The 20,518-nt window shown below is 43.4% G+C and carries 18 protein-coding genes; 5 read left to right on the top strand and 13 right to left on the bottom strand.

The features are described 5' to 3' along the window. From ABDW33_RS14245 to ABDW33_RS14185, 13 genes are all read right to left on the bottom strand, one after another. The gene (locus tag ABDW33_RS14245) at positions 1-522 is read right to left on the bottom strand and encodes an aspartyl/asparaginyl beta-hydroxylase domain-containing protein (RefSeq protein ID WP_343690737.1); all 522 of its coding nucleotides are present in this window, start codon (positions 520-522) and stop codon (positions 1-3) included. 20 nt (positions 523-542) lie between these two features. Then, on the bottom strand, positions 543-1,007 hold the full coding sequence (locus ABDW33_RS14240) for a hypothetical protein (RefSeq protein WP_343690736.1): 465 nt from the start codon (positions 1,005-1,007) through the stop codon (positions 543-545). Between the two features lie 10 nt (positions 1,008-1,017). After that, positions 1,018-3,234 (bottom strand): peptidase domain-containing ABC transporter, encoded by a 2,217-nt coding sequence (locus ABDW33_RS14235; protein ID WP_343690735.1) that lies wholly within the window; start codon positions 3,232-3,234, stop codon positions 1,018-1,020. Then, positions 3,221-6,403, bottom strand: coding sequence for a lantibiotic dehydratase (locus ABDW33_RS14230; protein ID WP_343690734.1), 3,183 nt, complete (start codon positions 6,401-6,403; stop codon positions 3,221-3,223). The genes ABDW33_RS14235 and ABDW33_RS14230 overlap by 14 nt, the downstream gene beginning before the upstream one ends. After that, positions 6,400-7,338, bottom strand: a complete 939-nt coding sequence (locus ABDW33_RS14225) for an LLM class flavin-dependent oxidoreductase (protein ID WP_343690733.1) — start codon at positions 7,336-7,338, stop codon at positions 6,400-6,402. Before ABDW33_RS14225 ends, ABDW33_RS14230 begins: the two co-directional genes overlap by 4 nt. Before the next feature lie 10 nt (positions 7,339-7,348). Next, positions 7,349-8,545 carry a lanthionine synthetase LanC family protein gene (locus tag ABDW33_RS14220; protein WP_343690732.1) on the bottom strand — a complete coding sequence of 399 codons (1,197 nt, stop codon included), beginning with the start codon at positions 8,543-8,545 and terminating at the stop codon, positions 7,349-7,351. 12 nt (positions 8,546-8,557) lie between these two features. Then, a complete protein-coding gene (locus tag ABDW33_RS14215; protein WP_343690731.1) occupies positions 8,558-9,706 on the bottom strand; it encodes a lanthionine synthetase LanC family protein in 1,149 nt (382 codons plus the stop codon). Continuing rightward, positions 9,706-12,141: an outer membrane beta-barrel protein gene (locus ABDW33_RS14210; RefSeq protein WP_343690730.1), complete on the bottom strand. Its 2,436-nt coding sequence runs from the start codon at positions 12,139-12,141 to the stop codon at positions 9,706-9,708. Before ABDW33_RS14210 ends, ABDW33_RS14215 begins: the two co-directional genes overlap by 1 nt. A gap of 22 nt (positions 12,142-12,163) precedes the next feature. After that, positions 12,164-13,171, bottom strand: coding sequence for a S41 family peptidase (locus tag ABDW33_RS14205; RefSeq protein WP_343690729.1), 1,008 nt, complete (start codon positions 13,169-13,171; stop codon positions 12,164-12,166). An 84-nt stretch (positions 13,172-13,255) separates the two neighbouring features. Further along, complete coding sequence (locus tag ABDW33_RS14200) at positions 13,256-13,483, bottom strand: class I lanthipeptide (RefSeq protein WP_343690728.1); 228 nt, start codon at positions 13,481-13,483, stop codon at positions 13,256-13,258. 60 nt (positions 13,484-13,543) lie between these two features. Beyond that, a complete protein-coding gene (locus ABDW33_RS14195; protein ID WP_343690727.1) occupies positions 13,544-13,747 on the bottom strand; it encodes a class I lanthipeptide in 204 nt (67 codons plus the stop codon). A 187-nt stretch (positions 13,748-13,934) separates the two neighbouring features. Then, positions 13,935-14,219 (bottom strand): hypothetical protein, encoded by a 285-nt coding sequence (locus ABDW33_RS14190; RefSeq protein ID WP_343690726.1) that lies wholly within the window; start codon positions 14,217-14,219, stop codon positions 13,935-13,937. Between the two features lie 43 nt (positions 14,220-14,262). Then, a complete protein-coding gene (locus tag ABDW33_RS14185) occupies positions 14,263-15,030 on the bottom strand; it encodes an NTP transferase domain-containing protein (RefSeq protein WP_343690725.1) in 768 nt (255 codons plus the stop codon). A gap of 160 nt (positions 15,031-15,190) precedes the next feature. Here ABDW33_RS14185 and ABDW33_RS14180 point away from each other — a divergent pair, with 160 nt between their 5' ends. The 5 genes from ABDW33_RS14180 to ABDW33_RS14160 all read left to right on the top strand — a co-directional run. Next, positions 15,191-16,078 (top strand): choline kinase family protein, encoded by an 888-nt coding sequence (locus tag ABDW33_RS14180; RefSeq protein ID WP_343690724.1) that lies wholly within the window; start codon positions 15,191-15,193, stop codon positions 16,076-16,078. Between the two features lie 167 nt (positions 16,079-16,245). Further along, positions 16,246-16,896, top strand: coding sequence for an RNA polymerase sigma-70 factor (locus ABDW33_RS14175; protein ID WP_343690723.1), 651 nt, complete (start codon positions 16,246-16,248; stop codon positions 16,894-16,896). Positions 16,897-17,059: 163 nt separating this feature from the next. Next, complete coding sequence (locus tag ABDW33_RS14170; protein WP_343690722.1) at positions 17,060-18,223, top strand: FecR domain-containing protein; 1,164 nt, start codon at positions 17,060-17,062, stop codon at positions 18,221-18,223. A gap of 14 nt (positions 18,224-18,237) precedes the next feature. After that, a complete protein-coding gene (locus ABDW33_RS14165; protein WP_343690721.1) occupies positions 18,238-19,155 on the top strand; it encodes a TlpA disulfide reductase family protein in 918 nt (305 codons plus the stop codon). A gap of 252 nt (positions 19,156-19,407) precedes the next feature. Further along, positions 19,408-20,518, top strand: a 1,111-nt coding sequence (locus ABDW33_RS14160) for a carboxypeptidase-like regulatory domain-containing protein (protein ID WP_343690720.1), incomplete at its 3' end; no start/stop codon positions are given.

The raw sequence follows: 20,518 nt of genomic DNA, 5'->3' as shown, positions 1-20,518 counted from the left end.
TTATTCTTTGGAGTTAAGCAGTATGGCTTTGTCCAGGTCCAGTAAAAGAATAGTCCTGCTTTCAGCGGTATTGTTCCAGGCTTCATGTATAAAGGTGTCGTCAAATATGAAACTTCTTCCCTCCTGCCAATGGATGGTTTCACCATCTACTTTCAGGCAGCAATCGCCATCAGGGATCCGAATACCCATATGACATCGCAATAACGCCGAAGTATATCCTGCGTGCGGGTGGATAACAGTACCGGCGGCCATTCTGGAAAAACCGGCAGTAGCAATCAGCTTGTCATACTGCTGTATAATATAAGAGAGAGTCGGGCTATATTGATGCGCCAATTCAATATCCCTCCGCTGAAAACGCAAGCCAAACACATTCCACCCATGATTATACAGCTGTGTTTCCGGCCATTCCAGGTATATCTCCTGCCCGGCTACCTCACTGAACTCCTGACTAATTTGCCCGTAATGCTGCTCCAACACCGTCGTAATTTCAAAGTGATCCTTATAGAAACGTTGTCCTGGCATAAAGAAGATTTTTATATGATCTAATGTGCACTTGTGCGTAACAGGTTATATAAAAGATGATGCTCCGCTTTGACTATCAATACAGCCTGACCACGAAGATGCTTCCACTGCGTAAATGGTACCTGATCCGGCAGGTCGGCCCTCACGAGGAAAGTATCTTTACTTCCATTTCTTCCCCTGCCCACGCATTTAAGTAAAGTTAAACCGGCAGGTATGGTCTTTTCACAATCCCCGGTGGTAAAATCCGCGCTGATGTGCTTACCTTCCAGGCTAACATTTGGACCAGCCCCGGAGATAACCAAAAAGGCATTGCCAGGCTGCATATTTTCCATCCTGAATACGGACAATGAAACCGTCCTGGGCACGCTGGGATGGTAACAATACAACAAGGTTACAAGACCAATAGTGAACAAAGCAAATATCCCAATCGTAATCCGCAGCAGTTTTACACTTTCTCTTCTGAGAATAATACCATTTAATGACATAAGCATCAGGTTAACCGACCAGATTCATGGCCATTTGTCTTTTAATCAGTTCATAATATTTTCCCTGGCGGCTTATCAGTGCATCATGGGATCCATTTTCAGCCACCATTCCTTTATCTATCACCTGGATATGATCCACAAATTGCACAGTACTTAATCTATGCGCAATAATCACCACAGTTTTACCTTTAAAAAAAGATGTAAGGTTATCCAGAATGGCATGTTCATTTTCTGCATCCAGCGAATTAGTTGCCTCATCCAGTAAAATATATTTAGGGTCTTTATAAATTGCCCTCGCAATCAATATACGCTGGCGTTGCCCCTGACTGATCCCCTTACCTTCGGCACCGATTACCGTGTGATGCTTCATTGGTAATTCCTCCACATAGTCATGTATATTTGCCAGCTTCATTGCATACAGCAGCCGGTCATAATCCACATGCTCATCCATCGCAATATTTTTTGCAATCGTATCACTAAATAGATAGCTCTCCTGCAACACTACGCCACATTGGTTTCTCCATTCATTCAGGTCCAGCTGATTAATATCAACGCCTCCTATAGAGAGTTGCCCGGTATAGTTGGTATAATATCCCAACAATAATTTCAGGATGGAGGTCTTGCCGCTGCCACTTAATCCTACAATGGCAGTCGTTTTTCCGTGCGGGATCTCCAGGTTAAGGTTGTTGATCGCGGGGTCGGACTGCTGGCCTGGGTATCTGAAAGTCAGATCCTTGAATACAATATTTCCTTTTGCCGGCACGTTCACTTTTTCCCCGTTCACCGTTCTTAGTTCTTCTTCATTCTTGATACTCCAGATATCCATGAGTCGCTCAAAACTCAATTTAGCATCTTGTCCGCTTATTAATGCGCTCACAATACTACCTATTGGCATAATCAGCTGGCCGATAATAAACTGTACGGATAGCATAGCGCCCATGGTAAGCTGATGCCCGATCACCAGTTTGACGGACAAGAAGGTAATACCAATCTGTGAAAGCTGAAAGATGATAGAAGCCCCTGTTTCCTGTACCTGAGACAGTCGCATACTATTAAAGTCATTCTTCACCAATTCCACCTGGTTACCTCTCCATTTCTCATAAAATTTATCATGCGCATTATTCACTTTCAGGTCATGTATTCCATTTACAATCTGGATAATAACAGACTGATTTTGGGATTCCATTTCAAATCGCTTCCAATCTATTATCTTTCTTTTTTTCATAAAGAGCGCTATCCAACCCAGGTAAAGGATTGCACTTGTATAAAAGAGCAACAGGAAAGACAAATTATAATACGCTAATACGATAGAGTACACAATGATAGTAAGCAATGAAAAGAAAAGGTTCAGTAACACCCGCGTCAAAAACACTTCGATGCGGTGATGATCTGTAATACGCTGGAGTATATCGCTAACTTTCCGGGTTTCAAAAAAGAGAAGTGGTACTTTGAATAATTTTTGCAGAAAAACAGACAACAACGAAAAATTAATCCTTGTACTCAGGTGAAGCGTAATCCACCCCCTCAGTATTCCGAATAAGGTAGTACTTAACATCATGACTGCCTGCCCGAGTAATACATAGGCCACAAATTGCAGGTCTGCTGACCGTATACCAAGGTCGACTACTGATTGTGTAAAGAAAGGGATAAAAAACTGTGCTCCCAATCCCAACAGTAATCCCCACATGATTATGAAAAAATACACCTTATACTGGCGGATATTCGATGATAAGAATGCCAGTTGTCTTTTACGCCCTTCTTTGTCTTCTTCCTGCAAATGAAAATCAGGGGTTGGCGTTAACCGCATGATATAAGCCACGTCTCCATGAACCGGGTCAGTATAAAAGGCAGAACGGATTAAGTGATCTACATCTACTCCAATCATCCCCTTTGCCGGATCTGCGACGAGAAACTTATTTCCCTTCATGCTATACAAAACAACAAAATGGTTTTTATTCCAGTGTAGAATCAATGGTCCGCTTAACAGCCATTGCCGGAGATTATCCAGGGAAATCATCATGGCATCCACCTCAAATCCCAGGCGCTTAGCACCATTGCTAAGGCCAAACATAGATACGCCGCTTCTTTCGAAATCGGTGAAAAGCCGGATATATTCCGTACTAAACCGTTTTCCGTAAAACGCCGATATCATTTTCAGACAGGCGATGCTGCAATCCATCGAACTGGTCTGAAAGTAAAAAGGTGTGCGTGATCTAAACCATTTCATGCTGCTGATATTCATTTCTGCCTATTAAGTACCTGTAGTGCTGCTCCATCAGCCCGTAAAGCAGGTACTCATGCAACCTGTTTTTAGAACTGAAAAACCTGACGATGAACATATGCAGGAAGCTTCCTACATAATTCTGCCGTTCTTCCAATGGCAGATTTGCATAAGATGCTTCATATATTGCTGATAGTTTAACCCGGTATTCTTCCAGGATACTGATAATGAATGAGACATCGATATCGTTGATCCGGTAATCGCGCCAATATCCGTCAATCATGGATTTTTGCAGGCGATACCGGGATACAATATGTCGCCGTTGCTGCTTATTTCCGTTAAACTCTGCGCTAAAATTATCCCGCATCTGCTTGGAGAAGTTATATTTCTCTTTATCATTAAGTCCAAACACACCCAGGTACATATCGATAACCGACAAAGCGGGCAGCCATGCGTAGCCTGATACACCTTTCTCCCCCAGTTGTTGTAACAATGCCAGGCAGCCTTCACTATCAATGGCAAAAATTTGCTCCGCCGGCGCGATCAGTCCAAAGCCGTAACGTTCCAATTCGCGCGTATACGTATCCAGTACCAGGCTCTTAACTGTTTCGGCTTCCACAAAAGGAGAAAGAGCATCCAGTAAGCGCTGGATAGTGGTATTATAGTCGGAACGGTCTCTAAGCCGAAGCCGGATTCGCAGATGAAATGACGGGTCATTGTACCGGATAAAAAACCATTCCGTTATTATTGCCTGGTTTTTTAATTCTTCAATTAGTGGAGGCAATACAGTAGTAACAATTTTACTACAGGTCTTTACGCCGGCATATACCTTCAGATAAACCCAGTCTTCTCCCGGACAAAAACTTCTTTTGACTCCTTTTGAAAAATAAGCGTCCGGAAGTTCGCTCTTTAGGGTTACGGACTTACCAGGTTTCTTTTCCTTCTTAAACGGAATGATCAACTCGTGTGCATAATGGCCTTTCCCATTTGCCACTACTGTTGAAGTGGCGGCAGCCAGCAGCGACTCTTTCAGCGTAATCCGCTGCATGTCATGTATCTCCGATATAAAAAAGTCGACCATAAAAGGATTCGATGTATCAATCAGCATATCCCCTTCCCCGTAACTCAGACAAAAGCAGGCGGGAACACCTTTGGCATTGAGAAATGCCAGTACCTTGCTCCTCAGTTCCTCCTGCGGCAAGGCAAACAGGCGTTTTATCTCGTCCACCTGAATATACCAGGTAGCCGGCCAGTAAATAAAATTGCGGTAACGTATCCTGGGTATATGCTCCAGCAGCTGCGGCAGCGGACCAACATCCATGACCATTGTCAGGTAGCCATTACCACAATTATCCTGGTAGTCACACAGAAATCGATATATAGGCAGTGGGTCTTTATTAAAATTCTGTGCATTTGATAACCGCGGCACGACCTCCTTTCCCAAAGACTTAGCATATAGTATCAGCCGGTTATCCTTGATACCGATATAGAGATCGTCTATTCCTATTTTGCTATATGCAGGTTGGGCAGGTTTAGAAAAGTAACTGATTTCAAAAGAACGGAATGCCTCCCTGAGCATGATATTACCTGTTCTCGAATCGGGAAGATGATTGATTTCAGCAACTGCACAATCGGCAAAATAGGCTTCTTCATATGCACAGATATCCTTTATCAATGTTCCAAAGTCTCCTATTCTGCCAAAACGGCCCATCAGGCCTGTGGCTGTGCTTGCCCCTACATGGTGGAAGTTAATCAGATGTTTTCCTTCTTTGTCAAAATAAATAGAAACAAACGCATTGAAAGTTGCCGGCACGCCCTCTTCATCGTAATTGAGTTCTTCCAGTTCCTTATCTGTCAGTTCTATTTCCGCTCCTTTCCCGGCAATAATTCTCCTTAGCAACAGCGTGTGTAGCTTACTTCTCCAATGCAACTCCATATTTTCACTGCTTCCTCTGCCAGCTATAGGGATATCATCCACAAAGGGAGTGATATCGAGCAAATCGTTGGAGATAAGTCCATATCCTATTCCCATTTCGGGATCGAGGGCTTCCGACAGCTTTACGAATCGTCCTTCATAAGCATCGGCAAACTTAGTTCTAAAGCGCTGCATGATACTTGCAGAACTGTAAAGACAAAGCTTCAGGTAGTTTTTTGTTCCTTTGATAACCTCGCTCAGGATGTTTTTATCGAGGCTGCCAGCCTGTGTATCCCGAATGCTGCAATCTACCTGTATATAATGTTTTACCGGGTAGCGCAGGTCCAGTTGCCTGGCCAGTGCTACGATGTCTTTATAAACTGACTCGGAGTACGTGGAAGCCTCCAGGATCTCTTTGCATTTATCTGCAATCTCTTGTAGTAGTGCAGCGCTCTTCGTTAAAAACACTGTTACCTGTTCCGGCCAGCCTCCTGCCGTGAGTTTGTCCTTCAATATTCCCATTAACTGGGAGTTATAGTCTACACCAGTGATCTGTGGCTCCAGCTCGCTAATGAGCAATTGGGCGTCTATCATTTCCTGGACAAAATCTTCCGCTTCTTCATAAGTAATGTCATCGTCCACCAGCACTGTCGAAAGCTGCTCAATCGTACTTCCTTCCAATACCTTATTCAGTATTTTCTCAACATATTCATTTGTCATCGCGGAAGCCAGGTTGTAAGAACGCCCCTCCTCGTCATACCTGTATTCAATATATCTCAATTGTTCTCCGTTCCTATACAGCGTATTATTGGGAAAATACAACAGGGTTTTTCGCAGCTCCCTGTCGGCGAGCATATATTCCGCGAATGAACTTAATAACCCCATATCCAGCCTTACGTGCCTGTCGAAAGGCTGGTACTCATCCGGCACTAATGCAGTTTTATCAGAGAAAATACCAGTGCCGCAACCGGAAAATAATCCGAAAGGAGTAGCCCTGGTCGTCATCCTCATAATATATTTCATCGTGGTTTCCCTGAATTTTGCCAGCCGTCGCGGATTAAATGCAGCTGGTTCCCGAAGAAAAGTTTCGGCTTCCTGAAAAAAGTCTGGTGATGCAATATATAAAGCTTCCCTGAAGCTATCCCGGCGTAAAAAATGTATCAGGTAATCATCCATCTCCTCCACCGTACGCGGTGAAGGACCTTGCTGATACGGCAGGAAAGGAATACGGTAGACAAATTTCTCAAAAGCGGATATCATAGATTACATTTTACTGGTTTTGAAACAAGCCCGATTTCCTGGTCCAGCATGTCCAGTGCTTCCATTTTTGCAACTGGATCCAGGCTCCGGTCATAGAGTATATATTCATCCACGCCAAAATCCTGTTGCAGTTGCCGCAGGTATTCGTGAATTTCTGCAGGACTACCTAATATGGTATTTATCACTCTCTTTTCTGCAGTTCGCTCTTCCATACGCAGGGCTTCCTCGCGGGTAGATGCACAGATAAAAGGAACAGCCAGGCTCACCTCCGGACAGACCTGGTACTTTTTATAAAACTGCTCCCGGTAGCGTTCGATCTTATCTCTTTCCGGGGTTCTGCTGCCAACATCATGAAACAACGATTTGCAGAAGTTGAGCTGCAATTCAGTAGCCTTATCGAGATGTGTAGAAAAGGAAGAAAGCAGGTAAAGTGAAGGCACGATGCCTCCATAAGGTGGTATGACTATTTTCTCGGTCTGACTGAGTGCCTCCTCCTGGAACATAAAGCGATGTACCTCCCCGATATTTTTAAAGTAGTTGTCAGGCCTTTTATCGAAATCGCTTTGTAACAGGTATCTTGATACATTTTCCGAAGGCGTGCCGTTAGCAAAACCCAGATCCACCCTGTCCGAAAAAAGGTTGGCCAGCAGCTTAAAATTCAGCGCTACGCGATAAGGAGAATGGTAGTTAATCAATATCCCCGCCATACCAACTTTTATGCGCGCGGTTGCAGTGAGTAACACCGGCAAAAACATTTCAGGATTTGACCAGGGGCTGGTACCATAATAGCTGTGGTGTTCTGTGAGCCAAAACCGGGTATATCCCAATCGATCCGCCTGTTCTATGTAGTTCAGTATATTTTGCATTACAGTGAGGCTATCCACGTTTCTTTTGTGATAACCAAACTCCAGAAGACCAAGTGATAACGCTGCCATATCCGATTTTTTACTGTAGTAAGAAAAATTGATCCCACTGAATGCCAGCCGGTAGCAGACTAAGACCTATTCCAGGTAAGCCTTCCAGCAGTGTAAACAACTTCATGTTACTGTCTACATCGATTCGTTCAGGTTGAAGCCGTTCAAACAACTGCTGTTCCCAAAACGTACGAGCTTCCAGGAAGCACTGGTCACCAGTAAGCTGATACAACTTATCATAACTGTACCTGACACCGGCTGCACCATGACAGAAATAGATATCCCCCACATGGTTTTCGTCGTAGGTTAACCTGTTGGCTGTGAGTCTTCCTACGGCTACCCCTTTTTCATAAAGCTCCTGCTTGTTCAGCAAGCGCCCCATCCTGATGAATAGCATCGCGATATTCAGATCTCCATAACACCAGGCCAGCCTGGAATTATAACCTGATAGATTTTCAGGGGCGCCGAAGGGATATTGTTCATTAACAGATGACGGGAAACAGGAATTTCCCCAGCATCGGTCAATTACCCGCTCCCTGTTACAGATGTATTTAAGTCCATTTTCTATCAAAGCTTTTATTTCCTGCGTATGATAACCAGCATTCATACTTTCTGCGAGGATGAAGATGTTCCCCGTCATGCCGTGTGCCAGTCCTAAATCATAGTCCAGGTCTCCGGTTTCCTGCAAAATCATATTCCTGATACGGAGTCCCTGCTGATCGATCCTGGCACATTGGATAAAGCCCTGCAGCAATTGGTCCATGTGAACTGCGACCGACTTATGATGAGGATATCTTTTACTGAAATAATAAAAGACCCCCATAGGACCATGAAGAAAATCCGAAATACCATCCTGGTAATCCTGCAATGCCGCTTTCACCAGTTGTTCGTCAAAAACAGCAAATGTCTCTTCAATGTCAACATCAATCAACTGTTGCCGCTGCATATGTAAAAAGGCAAAGGCAATACCCGTTATCCCATTGGAGAAGCTATGCATACGCCTGACAGGCAGGTATGTACCCTCATTGAGCTGATCAATCACCTGCTCCAGCAATGCATGACCCGTATCCATATAACGTTGTTCTCCTAAGGCCTGACCGGTATATATAAAGAAAAGTGCCAGGCCTGTCAATCCTGACATCACTCCAATACCGAGCTGGCTTTGCCTTTCAGCCAGTCTTTTCTCCACAATCTGCGCGATGAGCGACAATGCCGTTTGCCTGTCCATTTGATACCCTTTTTAGTACAGATAATATAAGTTGCCTAACTGCTGCAACATCTGGCTTTCGCCGGCCATTAATACAGTGAGTACTCCCATTATACCTTCGTGGAAAGCCCAGTTGCCTCTTACCACTTCATTCTCCATTTCACTTTTCATATGGTCGATCGAATACTGTTTCCAGCGACCTGCAACCAACTGATTATCCTTATCTCCTGTGAACCGGAAAACATGTTCAAAATACAGGTACATACCTGCACTTCCATACAATGGGCAGGTATCCACAATTCCCGTCCGGAGCGATGAGCTCCGCTCCCTCGTTGTTCTGAGTAAAGCATTCGTCTTCCATCTCAGCGATTGATCATTCAATACTTCAGCGGCCTTGAGCAGAGACCAGATAATACCGGCATCACCATAACAAAGGTTCAGCCTTGTGTTATAATCTCCACCGGTAAAATCGGGGAACAAACTGCTGTTACTGACGTCGGTATTCAGCTCCCGCAGCAAAAACATCACATATCCCTTTATCAGCGATGTACAACGATCATCATCCCTCTTTTGCTCCATCAGCTTACACAGGAATAGCAGGTAAAAAGCCAGTCCATGTGTAATGCTTAACCACTGCCTGCCTGCTGTAAACCTGCTGTCAAAGAAACAAGCGCCATCTTCGTCAAAAAAAGATATTTCAATTAATGTATCGAGGCAAGCACTGATCAAAAGATCCTCTTCCCTCCTTTGTAGTATAAAATATGCGGGATAGAAAGCCCCTATATAGGGATCGTAACTTTCGCCGGCCAGTTTTTTTAATGCACTTATGTTGATGATTTCGTATAGTTGTGCCCGCAACGAAGTCAGCTCAAATAAATTTTGCATGAAAGGGGTAACGCAATCAATAAAATAGCAAAACTCAGTTAGATCAGCGAGTGAAAATCCCTGATCCGGTGCCGTCTCCAGCACTTCGACTGCCTGCTCCAGGAGGTCGCACAGCGTTGCAAGGTCCTCAGGTGCGTTATATCGAATGTACCGATGCAGGAAAAAAAAGCCTATGCCGGACAAGCCATTGTTGACCGACAGGCTCCTGCAATGACGCCATTGTGTTTGCAGGAAATCTGCATATTGACCGGACCATCCGGCAATAAGGTAATCTGCTATGTTGCTGTTACTAAACATCAGTTCGACTTAAACCGGCTTGCTTCTTTCCCGGTCGATGTTTGCTTGTTATAATTGCTTTTTAGTTCCCCCAGATTCAGGACCACACTCAGTTTTAACTTCTGGGTATAAGGATCCAGCCTGGCATCTGATACATAGTTGTCATAGTATTTGTGGATATCCTGTTTCATAGTATAAAAGATGTCCTGTAAATAAACAGCAGTAGTCAATTTACCCTGTAGCAGGTTGATTTTTAGCCCCGCGTTCAATTGCCATCTACCTGCAATCGTTACCTGGTTTGATTTATTCTTATGATAGTAGTAGTATTCTGTTTCAAAAAACAGGTTCTTTTTCAACCGCACAGATTGTAGTATATTGGCACTGAACTGCCCGAGTATGCCCGGCTCACTCGTACTGGTTACAAACTCCGGCTTCACCTTGGGCTTATAAAAAAAACCGGATATACCCATCTGCCCCTGCCAGGCATCCTTAAAGAAACTAAAGGAAGCGCCAACCGACCCATAGAACATGCTGTAGTTCATTGCGTTCTCGGGCGTATAAACCGTTACAAGATCGTCATCCTTCCGCCGTTTCAACAACAGGATTGCATCTTTGGTATAGTAATATCCCAATGTCAGGTATATAAGATCGTAGAAATGATTATTTAAGTTGATGTTATAAGTGTAGGTAGGCTTCAGTAAGGAATTACCCTGCTGATAGTTAAATTCGTCGATATACTTAATGTAGGGATTCAGATAGCCGTAATAGGGTCTTGTTATGGACTTGCTTAAATTGATTGCACTACGGATATTATCTCCATTGTAAGCAACATTGATATAAGGAAAGATGTCGCTATATGTACGTTTATATACGTCATTAACCTTCAGGGATATATTCTCCATATCGGTGTATTCATACCGCAATCCAAGCATCACATTCAGATTACCTATTGGATGTTTGTAAGATATATACAGTGCTGTAACCCGTTCCCTGTATAATAAACTATCCGATTGCCGCTGATCCCTGAATAGCTGGTCATTTTTGACCGTATCATATCCAACGTAGTTATAGATATTGCTGCGGGTATATTTAAACCCGGCCTGCAGCGACTGGCTTTTCCCGAGCACCTTTTCATAATCCAGCTGGCCAATGTACTGGAACCCTTCGAGTGGGATGCGGGCCCTGATATTCACGGGGCCTTCCAGTATTTTTCCTTTATCATCAAGATAGGTATTTTGAAACAGGGGCTTGTCAATACTATATCCTGCCAAATAACCCAGGTCTACTTTTAGTTTGGAGCCAGCTGAGTCCAGTTTATTTTCATACACCACATCAAAGGAGTGCAGGTCTTCGCTTGTTTTTTGTGCATTGAGGTTTACGATCTCAGCAGGGTTCTCTTTATCCAGGATGGTGTTTAAATCATTATTACTTTTTGTTACTGAATAATACAAGCTGGTGGCAATGCTCAGCACCTGTCGTTTATCAAGTTGGTAGTCAACCCCTATGTCCATGTAAGGGGTTTTTATACCTGCATAATAGTTATTCGTATCCCGCGTCTTTGTTTGACTATTGGGAGCTGTATTACTATATACAGCATGGCTGGTTCTATCGCTATAGTTATAGTTTTGTTCGTACCCCAGGGATGCATACAGGCTGAAAGCGCCGGCTTTCATATTGCAAAAGAGATTATGCTGATGCCCTATGTAACTGTTAATGTTCAGGGTATTACTCAATTCAAGGTTGTAGCCGTCTGCCAGTGCCTTTTTGGTCTGGATGTTAATTACCCCGCCTGCACCCTCTGCATCAAAGCGCGCAGATTTACCGGTGGTAATTTCTATATTACGGATATTAGCCGCGGGGATACTCCGCAACAAACGGATGGCCTGTTCCGGTGTAAAACTGCGCTTGCGGTCATTAATTAATAATGTGATATCTGTTTTCCCATTGACCTTGAGTACTTCATCGTTTTCCACCGTTACACCCGGCACTTTTTTCAGAACATCCAATGCATTACTGCCGCTTGTTCCCGGAATTTTTTCGGGGTTAACGATTAGTTTATCTCCATCAAAGGTGATTGCTTTCTTAGTTGATTTGATTTCTACCTCCGCCAGCTCCCTTGATAAGGGTTCCATCTCCACATTCAACACGTATGGATTTTTTTCAGGCGATACTGTCAGCGATAATATCTTATATCCCGACAGGTCAAAATGGAGATGAAGTGCACCGGCACTACCTGCTACCACTGTGTAATAGCCCGTAGTGTCACTATAAGCTTTTAATAAAGCATGGTTTTCTTCACCCGTTGTTACTACCACTCCCGCCATGGGTAAATGGCTTGATTTATCGGTGATCTGTCCTTTAATTGTGATATTTTTCTCCTGTGCCCATACGTTAACATGGCAGTTGATGGCTGCCAACAGTATGACAAAAAATAGTCTGATAATATTCTGTTGCATACAGATCGTTAAGCCTGCTACTTTATAGATGATTATTTACCTCTTTCCCGAACGGTTTCCTGCCAGTGATCCATTCAGCCACTTCAGCAGGGACCAGCTCCCCCGCTGCACCTTCGGGCAGCGTTTGATCGGGAGATATTTTACCGTAGTACATTTTACCATTGTTATCTGAAAAGATGCTGCAAACGATATATAGCATCGCCTTATCGGGCAACATGAACACCCTGTTTCCTGTAGGCACTCCCGCAGTCGGGTCGCCAAAGAACCGTACGTTTGCGCAACTTCGCAGGGCTATAGATGTGATCTCACCAGAACTGCCTGTCTTTCCTCCTATCAGCACGGCAATTGGCAGCCTGGGTTTTTTCAGGATATATGTCTGGGATGGTTTGAAAAAAGTATTGGTAATCTTTTTTCTTTTCTCTATACAACATCCATTGTTTATTTCAATAGTGGATATATCGCCATTCCGCTCTCTGTTGCTAAGCACGGGCCCTTCCGGCAACAGCGGTGAAAGTGCAGCAATCATAGGAAACATATTTCCCCCGGTATTTTCCCGAAGGTCAATCACCCATCCCTGCACGCCTACACTATCCATCGACCTGATCTCGTGGATCATCCTTTCACTCCAGCTTGTCAGCTGATTCTCCGGCCCGAAATAAGCGGGTAGTTTCAGGTATCCCCAGGCATGATCGATTAACCTGGCCGTCGGATAAATGAGCATACCGGTGTCCTCCTGCAATTGCTGGCTGGCATCGGGTATCAGGAACCCACTGTGTTTTTCATAGAGATGGTCCAACAAGTAGCGAACGGCTTTATAAGCGGCAGTTGTAGCTGGTGTATCTTCCACCAACTTATACGCATCAACACCCAGTTCTTTGAAGTTGACCTTTTCGGCAAAAAAATAGTTGGCCTCGAGTATACGGATCACGTTATGCAGGTATTTTCTTCCCTCCCGGGAACCCTGTCTATGATCCTGTCCATATAACTGACTGCAATAAAAAAATACGGGCAATAAAAGAACACACTTCATATTTTTTGCTGAATTTGTTCAACTTCGCGGGTCAATAGCACTCCGGCCTACCCCATACAGAGGCCGGAGCATTTTTATTGTATTTTAACCATTACAGGTCTTCTTGCAGCAACTGGCAGCTACATCATCCATCGGCACTACAGACCTTTTAATAGTCACATTTGGACAGAAGCAGGAATTGCCGCTGCACGAGTAAGTGGAAGAAGTTCCATTACTAATCATTTCTTCACCACCAACAATTGCTTTCAACTGTTTCTCCTGTAGATTGAGCAGGGTTTCTTTCTTCAGAGAGAGTTTTTTTAATTCTTTCATAATTGTTTATTTTCAAATAAATGGATGTCGAGGGTCAATCGCTTAGAATGCCCGATACGTTTAAGGTTTGTTAGTTGCTGGTGTTGGATGTTTACAGGATTTTTTGCAGCAGGAATCATTGCAATCTGAGCTTGCACAACCTGAAGTTTCTCCACTTGTGTAGAACATTTCTTCTCCTCCAAGGATAGCCTTCATTTGTTTTTCCTGTAGGCTAATGAGCGTCTCTTTTTTAAGAGCCAGTTTTTTAAATTGTTTTTTTTCCATAAAAAAGGTGTTTTAATGTGTATAAACGAATGTATGAGGTGCGGAAAGAAATACGCATTAAAACATACAGGAGGGCTTTCACAACTAACCAGGTACAAACAAACTTCCGATTAACAACGCTGTGTTTGCATTACAGGACTGGATCTCTTCTTTCACGACTCCTTATGTCGGGCATTCAGGTATGGGCTTAGCGCTGATAGGTTCTCCTGGCGATATTAATGATGGCAGCGGTTCCTATAATAAACCAGACGGCATTCACAAGTATATTGGTATTGTCTTTAAAATGCAATGCATTAATAACAAGTCCCACTGCTCCCAGGACATTCAGTAAATGATAGGTGATTTTATCGGCAGAAATTCTGTTCAATGCCAGTAGTGCATAGGAGCTAACATAAGAAAAAGTGCCTAGCCAACCGAGGTACTCTGCTATTGACAGGTTTAAAGTAAAGAATTTAACAACAATGCTGGTCATAGGGCATTTGCTGATTGAGGAATGAACAATAAAAAGTACAGGTTCAAATTGCCTTACTAAATTCAGGGCTAACTTCCGGTATATGCTGTACTAAAACTTCCTTTAATTCCGTCAGGTCTTTGTAAGCATCAATTTCATACCAGTCATCTGTTGCCAGTGGGATCAATTCTATTTGAAGATCCGGTAGCAATTCCAAAACGATATTATCCCAATATAATTTTCTCACCTCTTCCTGTTGTAATGAGCCACTGTTCTGCACTTTACCACGAATAGCATCAGCTATTATACGGGCCGTAGACTTGTCCCAATAGGATACGCCACACATAATATTCGCTCCCTGTTCGAACTTTTTCAATCCCTCCCCCAATTCATTGGCAATCCAGATATTCTTTAGTAAGCCCTTTTCATTTTCCAGTATCCATTCGTTGGCAATACTCCTTTTAAATCCTGAAAAGTAACTTGCATGGCGCAGATCATTCCGAAAAAAATTCTTTCTCATATATACATCTCCTTCTATCACGTAGCTATCACCGAAGTGTTCGAGCGCAACAAACATAGAATACAGGTTATTATAAGTGTCGTACATCGGATTATATATCAAGGTTACATTGAATCGTTGCACCAGGTAATCAAAATACTGCGAGAGATAACCAACAACAACAAAGATTTCATCTATGCCTACATCCTGCAGAAAGGCGATTTGTCGCTCAATAATAGGTACACCCTGAACTCTTATAAGTGGCTTAGGAATATGTTCTGTAAGTGGAAAAAGCCTGGTCCCTTTTCCTGCAGCGAGGATAATCGCATTCATAAGTTATTGGGTTATTGGGTTAAATGCTACATTAAATCAAAAATACTCACTTTTTTGAAAGCTCATCCGGTCTTACATGGAGTTAACAATTTCGTAAAGTAGAAAGATTTATCGATCATCCTTTTCCATATTATATTTATGCTTCAAACCCATCCAAACTATGCCCCTGCGTGATTTCCTGTTATCCATTATACAGTTAGCCGATAAAAGTGTGATCAATCATTTACTGTCAGAAGATCTATCTGCTGTTTCCTTAATTAACCAGGGAATGACAAACCGGAATTTCCTGATAAACACGAACAATCATCGTTACGTAGTTCGGGTTCCGGGAAATGGTACTAACACATTTATCGACAGGGAGCATGAGTGGGAGAATTACCAGTTGATGTCCGGCCTGGAGATTAGTATAGGAGAGATTTATTATAACAAAGATACAAGTCTGCGGATTACTCCTTATATAGAAGACACCTTCAATGCCAGCCCAATTGACAAGAATAAAATTGCGGTAATCAGCCGCTTATTAAAAAAAGTTCATCGTGCAGCTGTACTGCTCCCGGGCAATTTCCGGTGGGTAGAAAAGCTCCATTCATATGAAGCAACAGCACAAGCGAATAGGATTATACTTCCTTCCTCCTATTACCAGCTAAAAGAAAATGTTATGCCGCTGGCTTCCTTTATTTATGAAACCAGGGAGCCACTTTGTCCGTGTCATAACGACCCCGTTCCTGAAAACTTTATTGGAGATCCTACCGGAACATGTTATCTTATAGACTGGGAATATGGGGGCATGAATGTGCCATCCTGGGACCTTGCAGCGGTTGTGTTGGAGTATAATTTAACTCCCGAACAAACATTACAATTGTTATCGACTTATTACCAGGACGCATCCATTCCATCGGATGCAATGAAACGGATTATTATATGCGGCATCTACCAGGACTTGCTTTGGTACCTGTGGGCAATGATAATGAGTGCACATGGTAAAGATTATTGTGAATATGGAAATGAACGGTTCAGGAGAGCAGCAGTGAATGCCGGGCGGATATGATATATAATGGAAGATGTCCGGATTAGTTAGAGGGGCTTTCGATTGGTAGGTTTGCTGATCTATATTAAAAGGGTCAAAGCTTCCCTTGCGCCTATATAAATCCGGTTGTTCACCGGCTAACCAATTACTGAGGAACTGAACAGTTCATAAATTGTGGATTATTGTGTTTGTCCGGAATTATAATTATCATTGCTGATCAATCAGGATTTTTATTAGCGAAATCGATGGCAATGGGGGGTTCTCTTAAAGACAATGCAAGGCTTTTAGCTGATGTCGCCCGGCGGGATCAAAAGGCTTTCCGTATGATCTATGATACTTACGGCAAGAAGGTATACACCTACGCTTTCCAGTTGCTACACTCGGAGATAGAAGCGGAAGAAATGGTGCAGGATGTTTTTTTGAAGCTATGGCTTATGGGCGACCGAATCCTTGAAATAGAAAACCTGGAATCCTATCTGCGGACGACGACGAAACACCGATCTTTAAACGTGCTCCGTAGGCACGTGCTCGAAGGGAGAATAGAAAAAGCCCTTGGCAAGGAATGGAGGGAGGAAAATACCGAGATTGAAGATGAAATTCTTATTCAGGATGTGCGCGAAATACTCAACCGTGCCGTTGAATCTTTACCCAAACAACAGAAGGAAGTCTATGTATTATGTCAGCAACGGGGCCTAAAATATGAGGAGGCCGCTCAGCAACTGAACCTTTCCCCTTTGACCGTACAAACCCACGTTAAACGTGCGCTGAGATCCGTGCGCGCTTTCGTCAAAGCTAATACCGACATAGCGGCAATTTTGATTATATTAAAGCTGCTCTGATTATTTCCCGGGTTTATTCCTTCTCTGACAAGCTTGTATCAGGCAAAGGCAGTTTTTAACACTGCTCATAAATATTTTAAAAAAATCTTCGAACCCTGTACCTCGACCTCAGGTGCGCAGGTGTCTATATATGAAATAAGCCGCCAGACGGTTCCTCTATCATATGGATACCAATAACATCGACGCACTGTATAAGCGATATTTGGAAAAAAACATGTCTCCACAGGAGCTGGAAGAATTTCGGTTGCTCATACTCGATACCGGTAGAGAAGATCTGCTGGGCGAGCGAATGGAAAGACATTGGAATGAGTTAACCGGGGATACGATGATCTTTTTGCCGGAAAATAAGGCGGATCAGATATTCAGCGGGATTATCAGTCAGCCGCTGCCCAAGGCACGGAAGGTAAGGCTCCTGTCGCGCATCTCTATTGCCGCTGCCGCCGTTGGTATCATCGTTGTGGGCATTTCCCTGTTTTTTACTTCCCATAAATTTAAAGCTGCTAAGGAGTTGGCAAACCAGACACATGGTGCACCCGGCATGAACAGCGCAACGCTTACCCTTTCTAATGGCCGCGCCATCAGGCTTTCTGATGCGGCCAGTGGCGAACTGGCAGCCGATGCTGGTGTAGTGATCAGTAAGTCGCCCACAGGGCAGCTGATATATGAGATCAAAGGGAATTCCGGACACAAAGGGATCAATAAACTATCTACCGCCAACGGTGAAACTTACCAGATCCGCCTGCCAGATGGATCCGATGTCTGGCTGAATGCTGCTTCCAGTCTTAGCTACGCGCCAGACCTGGTAATTGATGGGAAGCGCTCCGTTCAACTTGAAGGAGAAGCCTATTTCAGTATCACGAGGGATCAGGCACACCCGTTCATTGTTCAAAGCAAAGATCAGCAGATTGAGGTACTCGGCACCCAGTTCAATGTCAATGCGTATGCAGACGAGCCTGTGGTAGCCACGACATTACTTAACGGCGCAGTAAGCATCATTACAGGTAAACAGAAGAAAAGGATCTATCCTGGAGAGCAGGCACAATTAAGCGCAGGGCAACTATCCATACAGAAAGTTGAAGTTGACAATATTATTGACTGGAAAAACGGAGACTTCGCACTGAATCACGTTGAGTTTAAAACCGCCATGAGAAAGATTGCCAGATGGTATGATATGGAAATTGTCTATGATCAGGGTGTTCCAGACAACCTGGAGTCTGGTGGCTGGATATCCAGAAAACAGCCGCTATCAGCGGTGCTGAAGTCCATCGAAGCATCAGGATTAGTTAAGTTCAGGGTTGAAGGCCGAAAAATTTATGTAATGCAATAATTAAACAGAATAATATGAAACGACTTATTTTCTTTATAATAGTCTTTCTGGTGGCCATTTCAACCTTTGCTCAGGACAATCATCCGGTTTCCTGGAAATGCAGTAGTACAAAGATTGGCCCCTTCACCTATCAGATCAAATTGCACGCTACTGTCCAGGCACCCTATCACATTTATCCACAAGGTTCAGCAGGTAGTATGGGAATGCCTACAGAATTTTTGTTTGATGAGCATGACCAGGTAGAATTTGTTGGAGAGATGGAAGAGCAAGGAGATGAACAGAAAGGCATGGAGAGCCTGGCTTATTACGCAAAAGGCGTAACCTTTACCCAGACACTTAAACTGCAATCTGAAAGGAAAACGACTTTAGCCTTTACCATTAAATATATGGCCTGTACCAATGAGATGTGTCTTCCACCATCAAAAAAGCAATTTACATTGGAATTGGGTGATCAGGGCAAAGAAGCCGTAACTATTAAAAAAGAAAAGGCAAGATCATCTAAAGAGACTGTAGCTTTTGAATATGAGGATTTCAAGATGGCTGACATAGAAGGGAAAACGATATCCTCTAAAAATATTACTGCAAAAAGTCAGTATACGTTTATTGACTTTTGGGCAAGCTGGTGTGCTCCATGCAGGGCGCAAGGCCGGGAATTGATCCCGATATACAACAAGTACAGATCTAAAGGTTTTGATGTAATTGCAATATCACTGGATACTGACATCATAGCCTGGAAGAAAGCAACACAAGCTGATGGCTACACCTGGACGAATTTGAGTGATCTGAAAGGATTTGAATCGCCGATCACTAAAAAATATAAAATCATTGCGATCCCGAGAAACCTGTTGATTGATCAGAAGGGAAATATTATTGCCATGGACTTGCATGGTGAGGCGCTGGAAGCTAAACTCGCCGAATTATTTAAGATATAATGTAGCAAATACCTAAGCCTGACTATAAACATAAACCAACCATACATACAGGGAAACATAACCCCTGAAAAAAAGCCAGTCCCAACGTGGTTGGGACTGGTACAGCCTGGAAATAACTTTAAATGCAAACTACAGCAGCCAAACCCTTAGAAAGATAAGGCTCGCTGTGATCAACCAAACTAAACGATGTACGAGAATTCTAACAGCTACCTGGGAGCACGCAATCCTCTCAAGTCAAAAATTATGCGGATAATGCGATTAACCACCATAATACTAATAGCATCTATTGTGCTGGTTAGTCCTTCCTTATTCGCCCAGCAAATCAACATCAACCGCAAAAATGCTTCCCTGGAGTCGCTGTTAAAAGAAATCCGGGCGCAAAGCAGCTATGATTTCTTTTACGACGGGAAAATAATTCCTAAAAACAGAGTGGTTGATATCAGTTTGAAAAATGCTGACATTAACGAAGCACTCAAAAAGATTCTGGCTGGCTCTTCACTCAGCTATACCATTGAAGGTAAAATTGTGACCATCCGGAAAAGCATGCCTACAATTATTGATAAGGTCTCTTCCCTTTTTACCAGGATAGATATAAAGGGAATTGTGGTGGATGAACAAGGCAAACCTTTACCGGGAGCATCTGTGTTTATCAAGGATTCCCAGATCAGAACGACCACGAATAAAGATGGAGAATTTTTCTTGCAAAATGTGGAAGACAGTGCCACGGTGCTAATTGGCTATGTTGGATACCAGCCGGTCCAGCGTACCGCTTCACCCAATATGGGAACAATTCAAATGAATCCGTCAACCAGCAACCTGAAGGAAATAGAAGTTAAATTCAATACAGGTTACCAGGAAATATCCCGGGAACGCGCCGCAGGATCGTTTGCCAAACCAGATCTTAAAGTGATGCTTAACCGGACCAGTACGCCCAATATTTTAACGCGTTTGGAAGGATTGGTTCCGGGTTTGACTACCCGTGGTCCAGGCGGTTTACTTGTACGCGGTCAAAGCTCTCTGCCAACCGGTGACAACCCCCTAACTACTACCAGACCCTTAATTGTAATAGATGGGATTGAATTTGAAGGCAACATTGAACAGGTGAACCCGCAGGATGTTGAAGATATCACCATCTTGAAGGATGCAACTTCAGCCTCCATCTGGGGTGCCAAAGCAGCAAATGGCGTCATCGTAATTACCACGAAAAAAGGGAAAGCAGGTGAACGGCTGACGTTTAATTACGATGGATATTATGCATTTCAGGGTCGGCCGAACCTTGATTATGTCAAGCGAATGAGTTCGCAGCAATTTATCGCCCTCTCCAGGGAACTGTTCCCACAATTTTTTCCATATTTCCCGGACT

It is taken from the genome of Chitinophaga sp. (assembly GCF_039596155.1).
GTDB lineage: Bacteria > Bacteroidota > Bacteroidia > Chitinophagales > Chitinophagaceae > Chitinophaga.
This window is presented reverse-complemented; position numbering and strand designations above follow the sequence as displayed.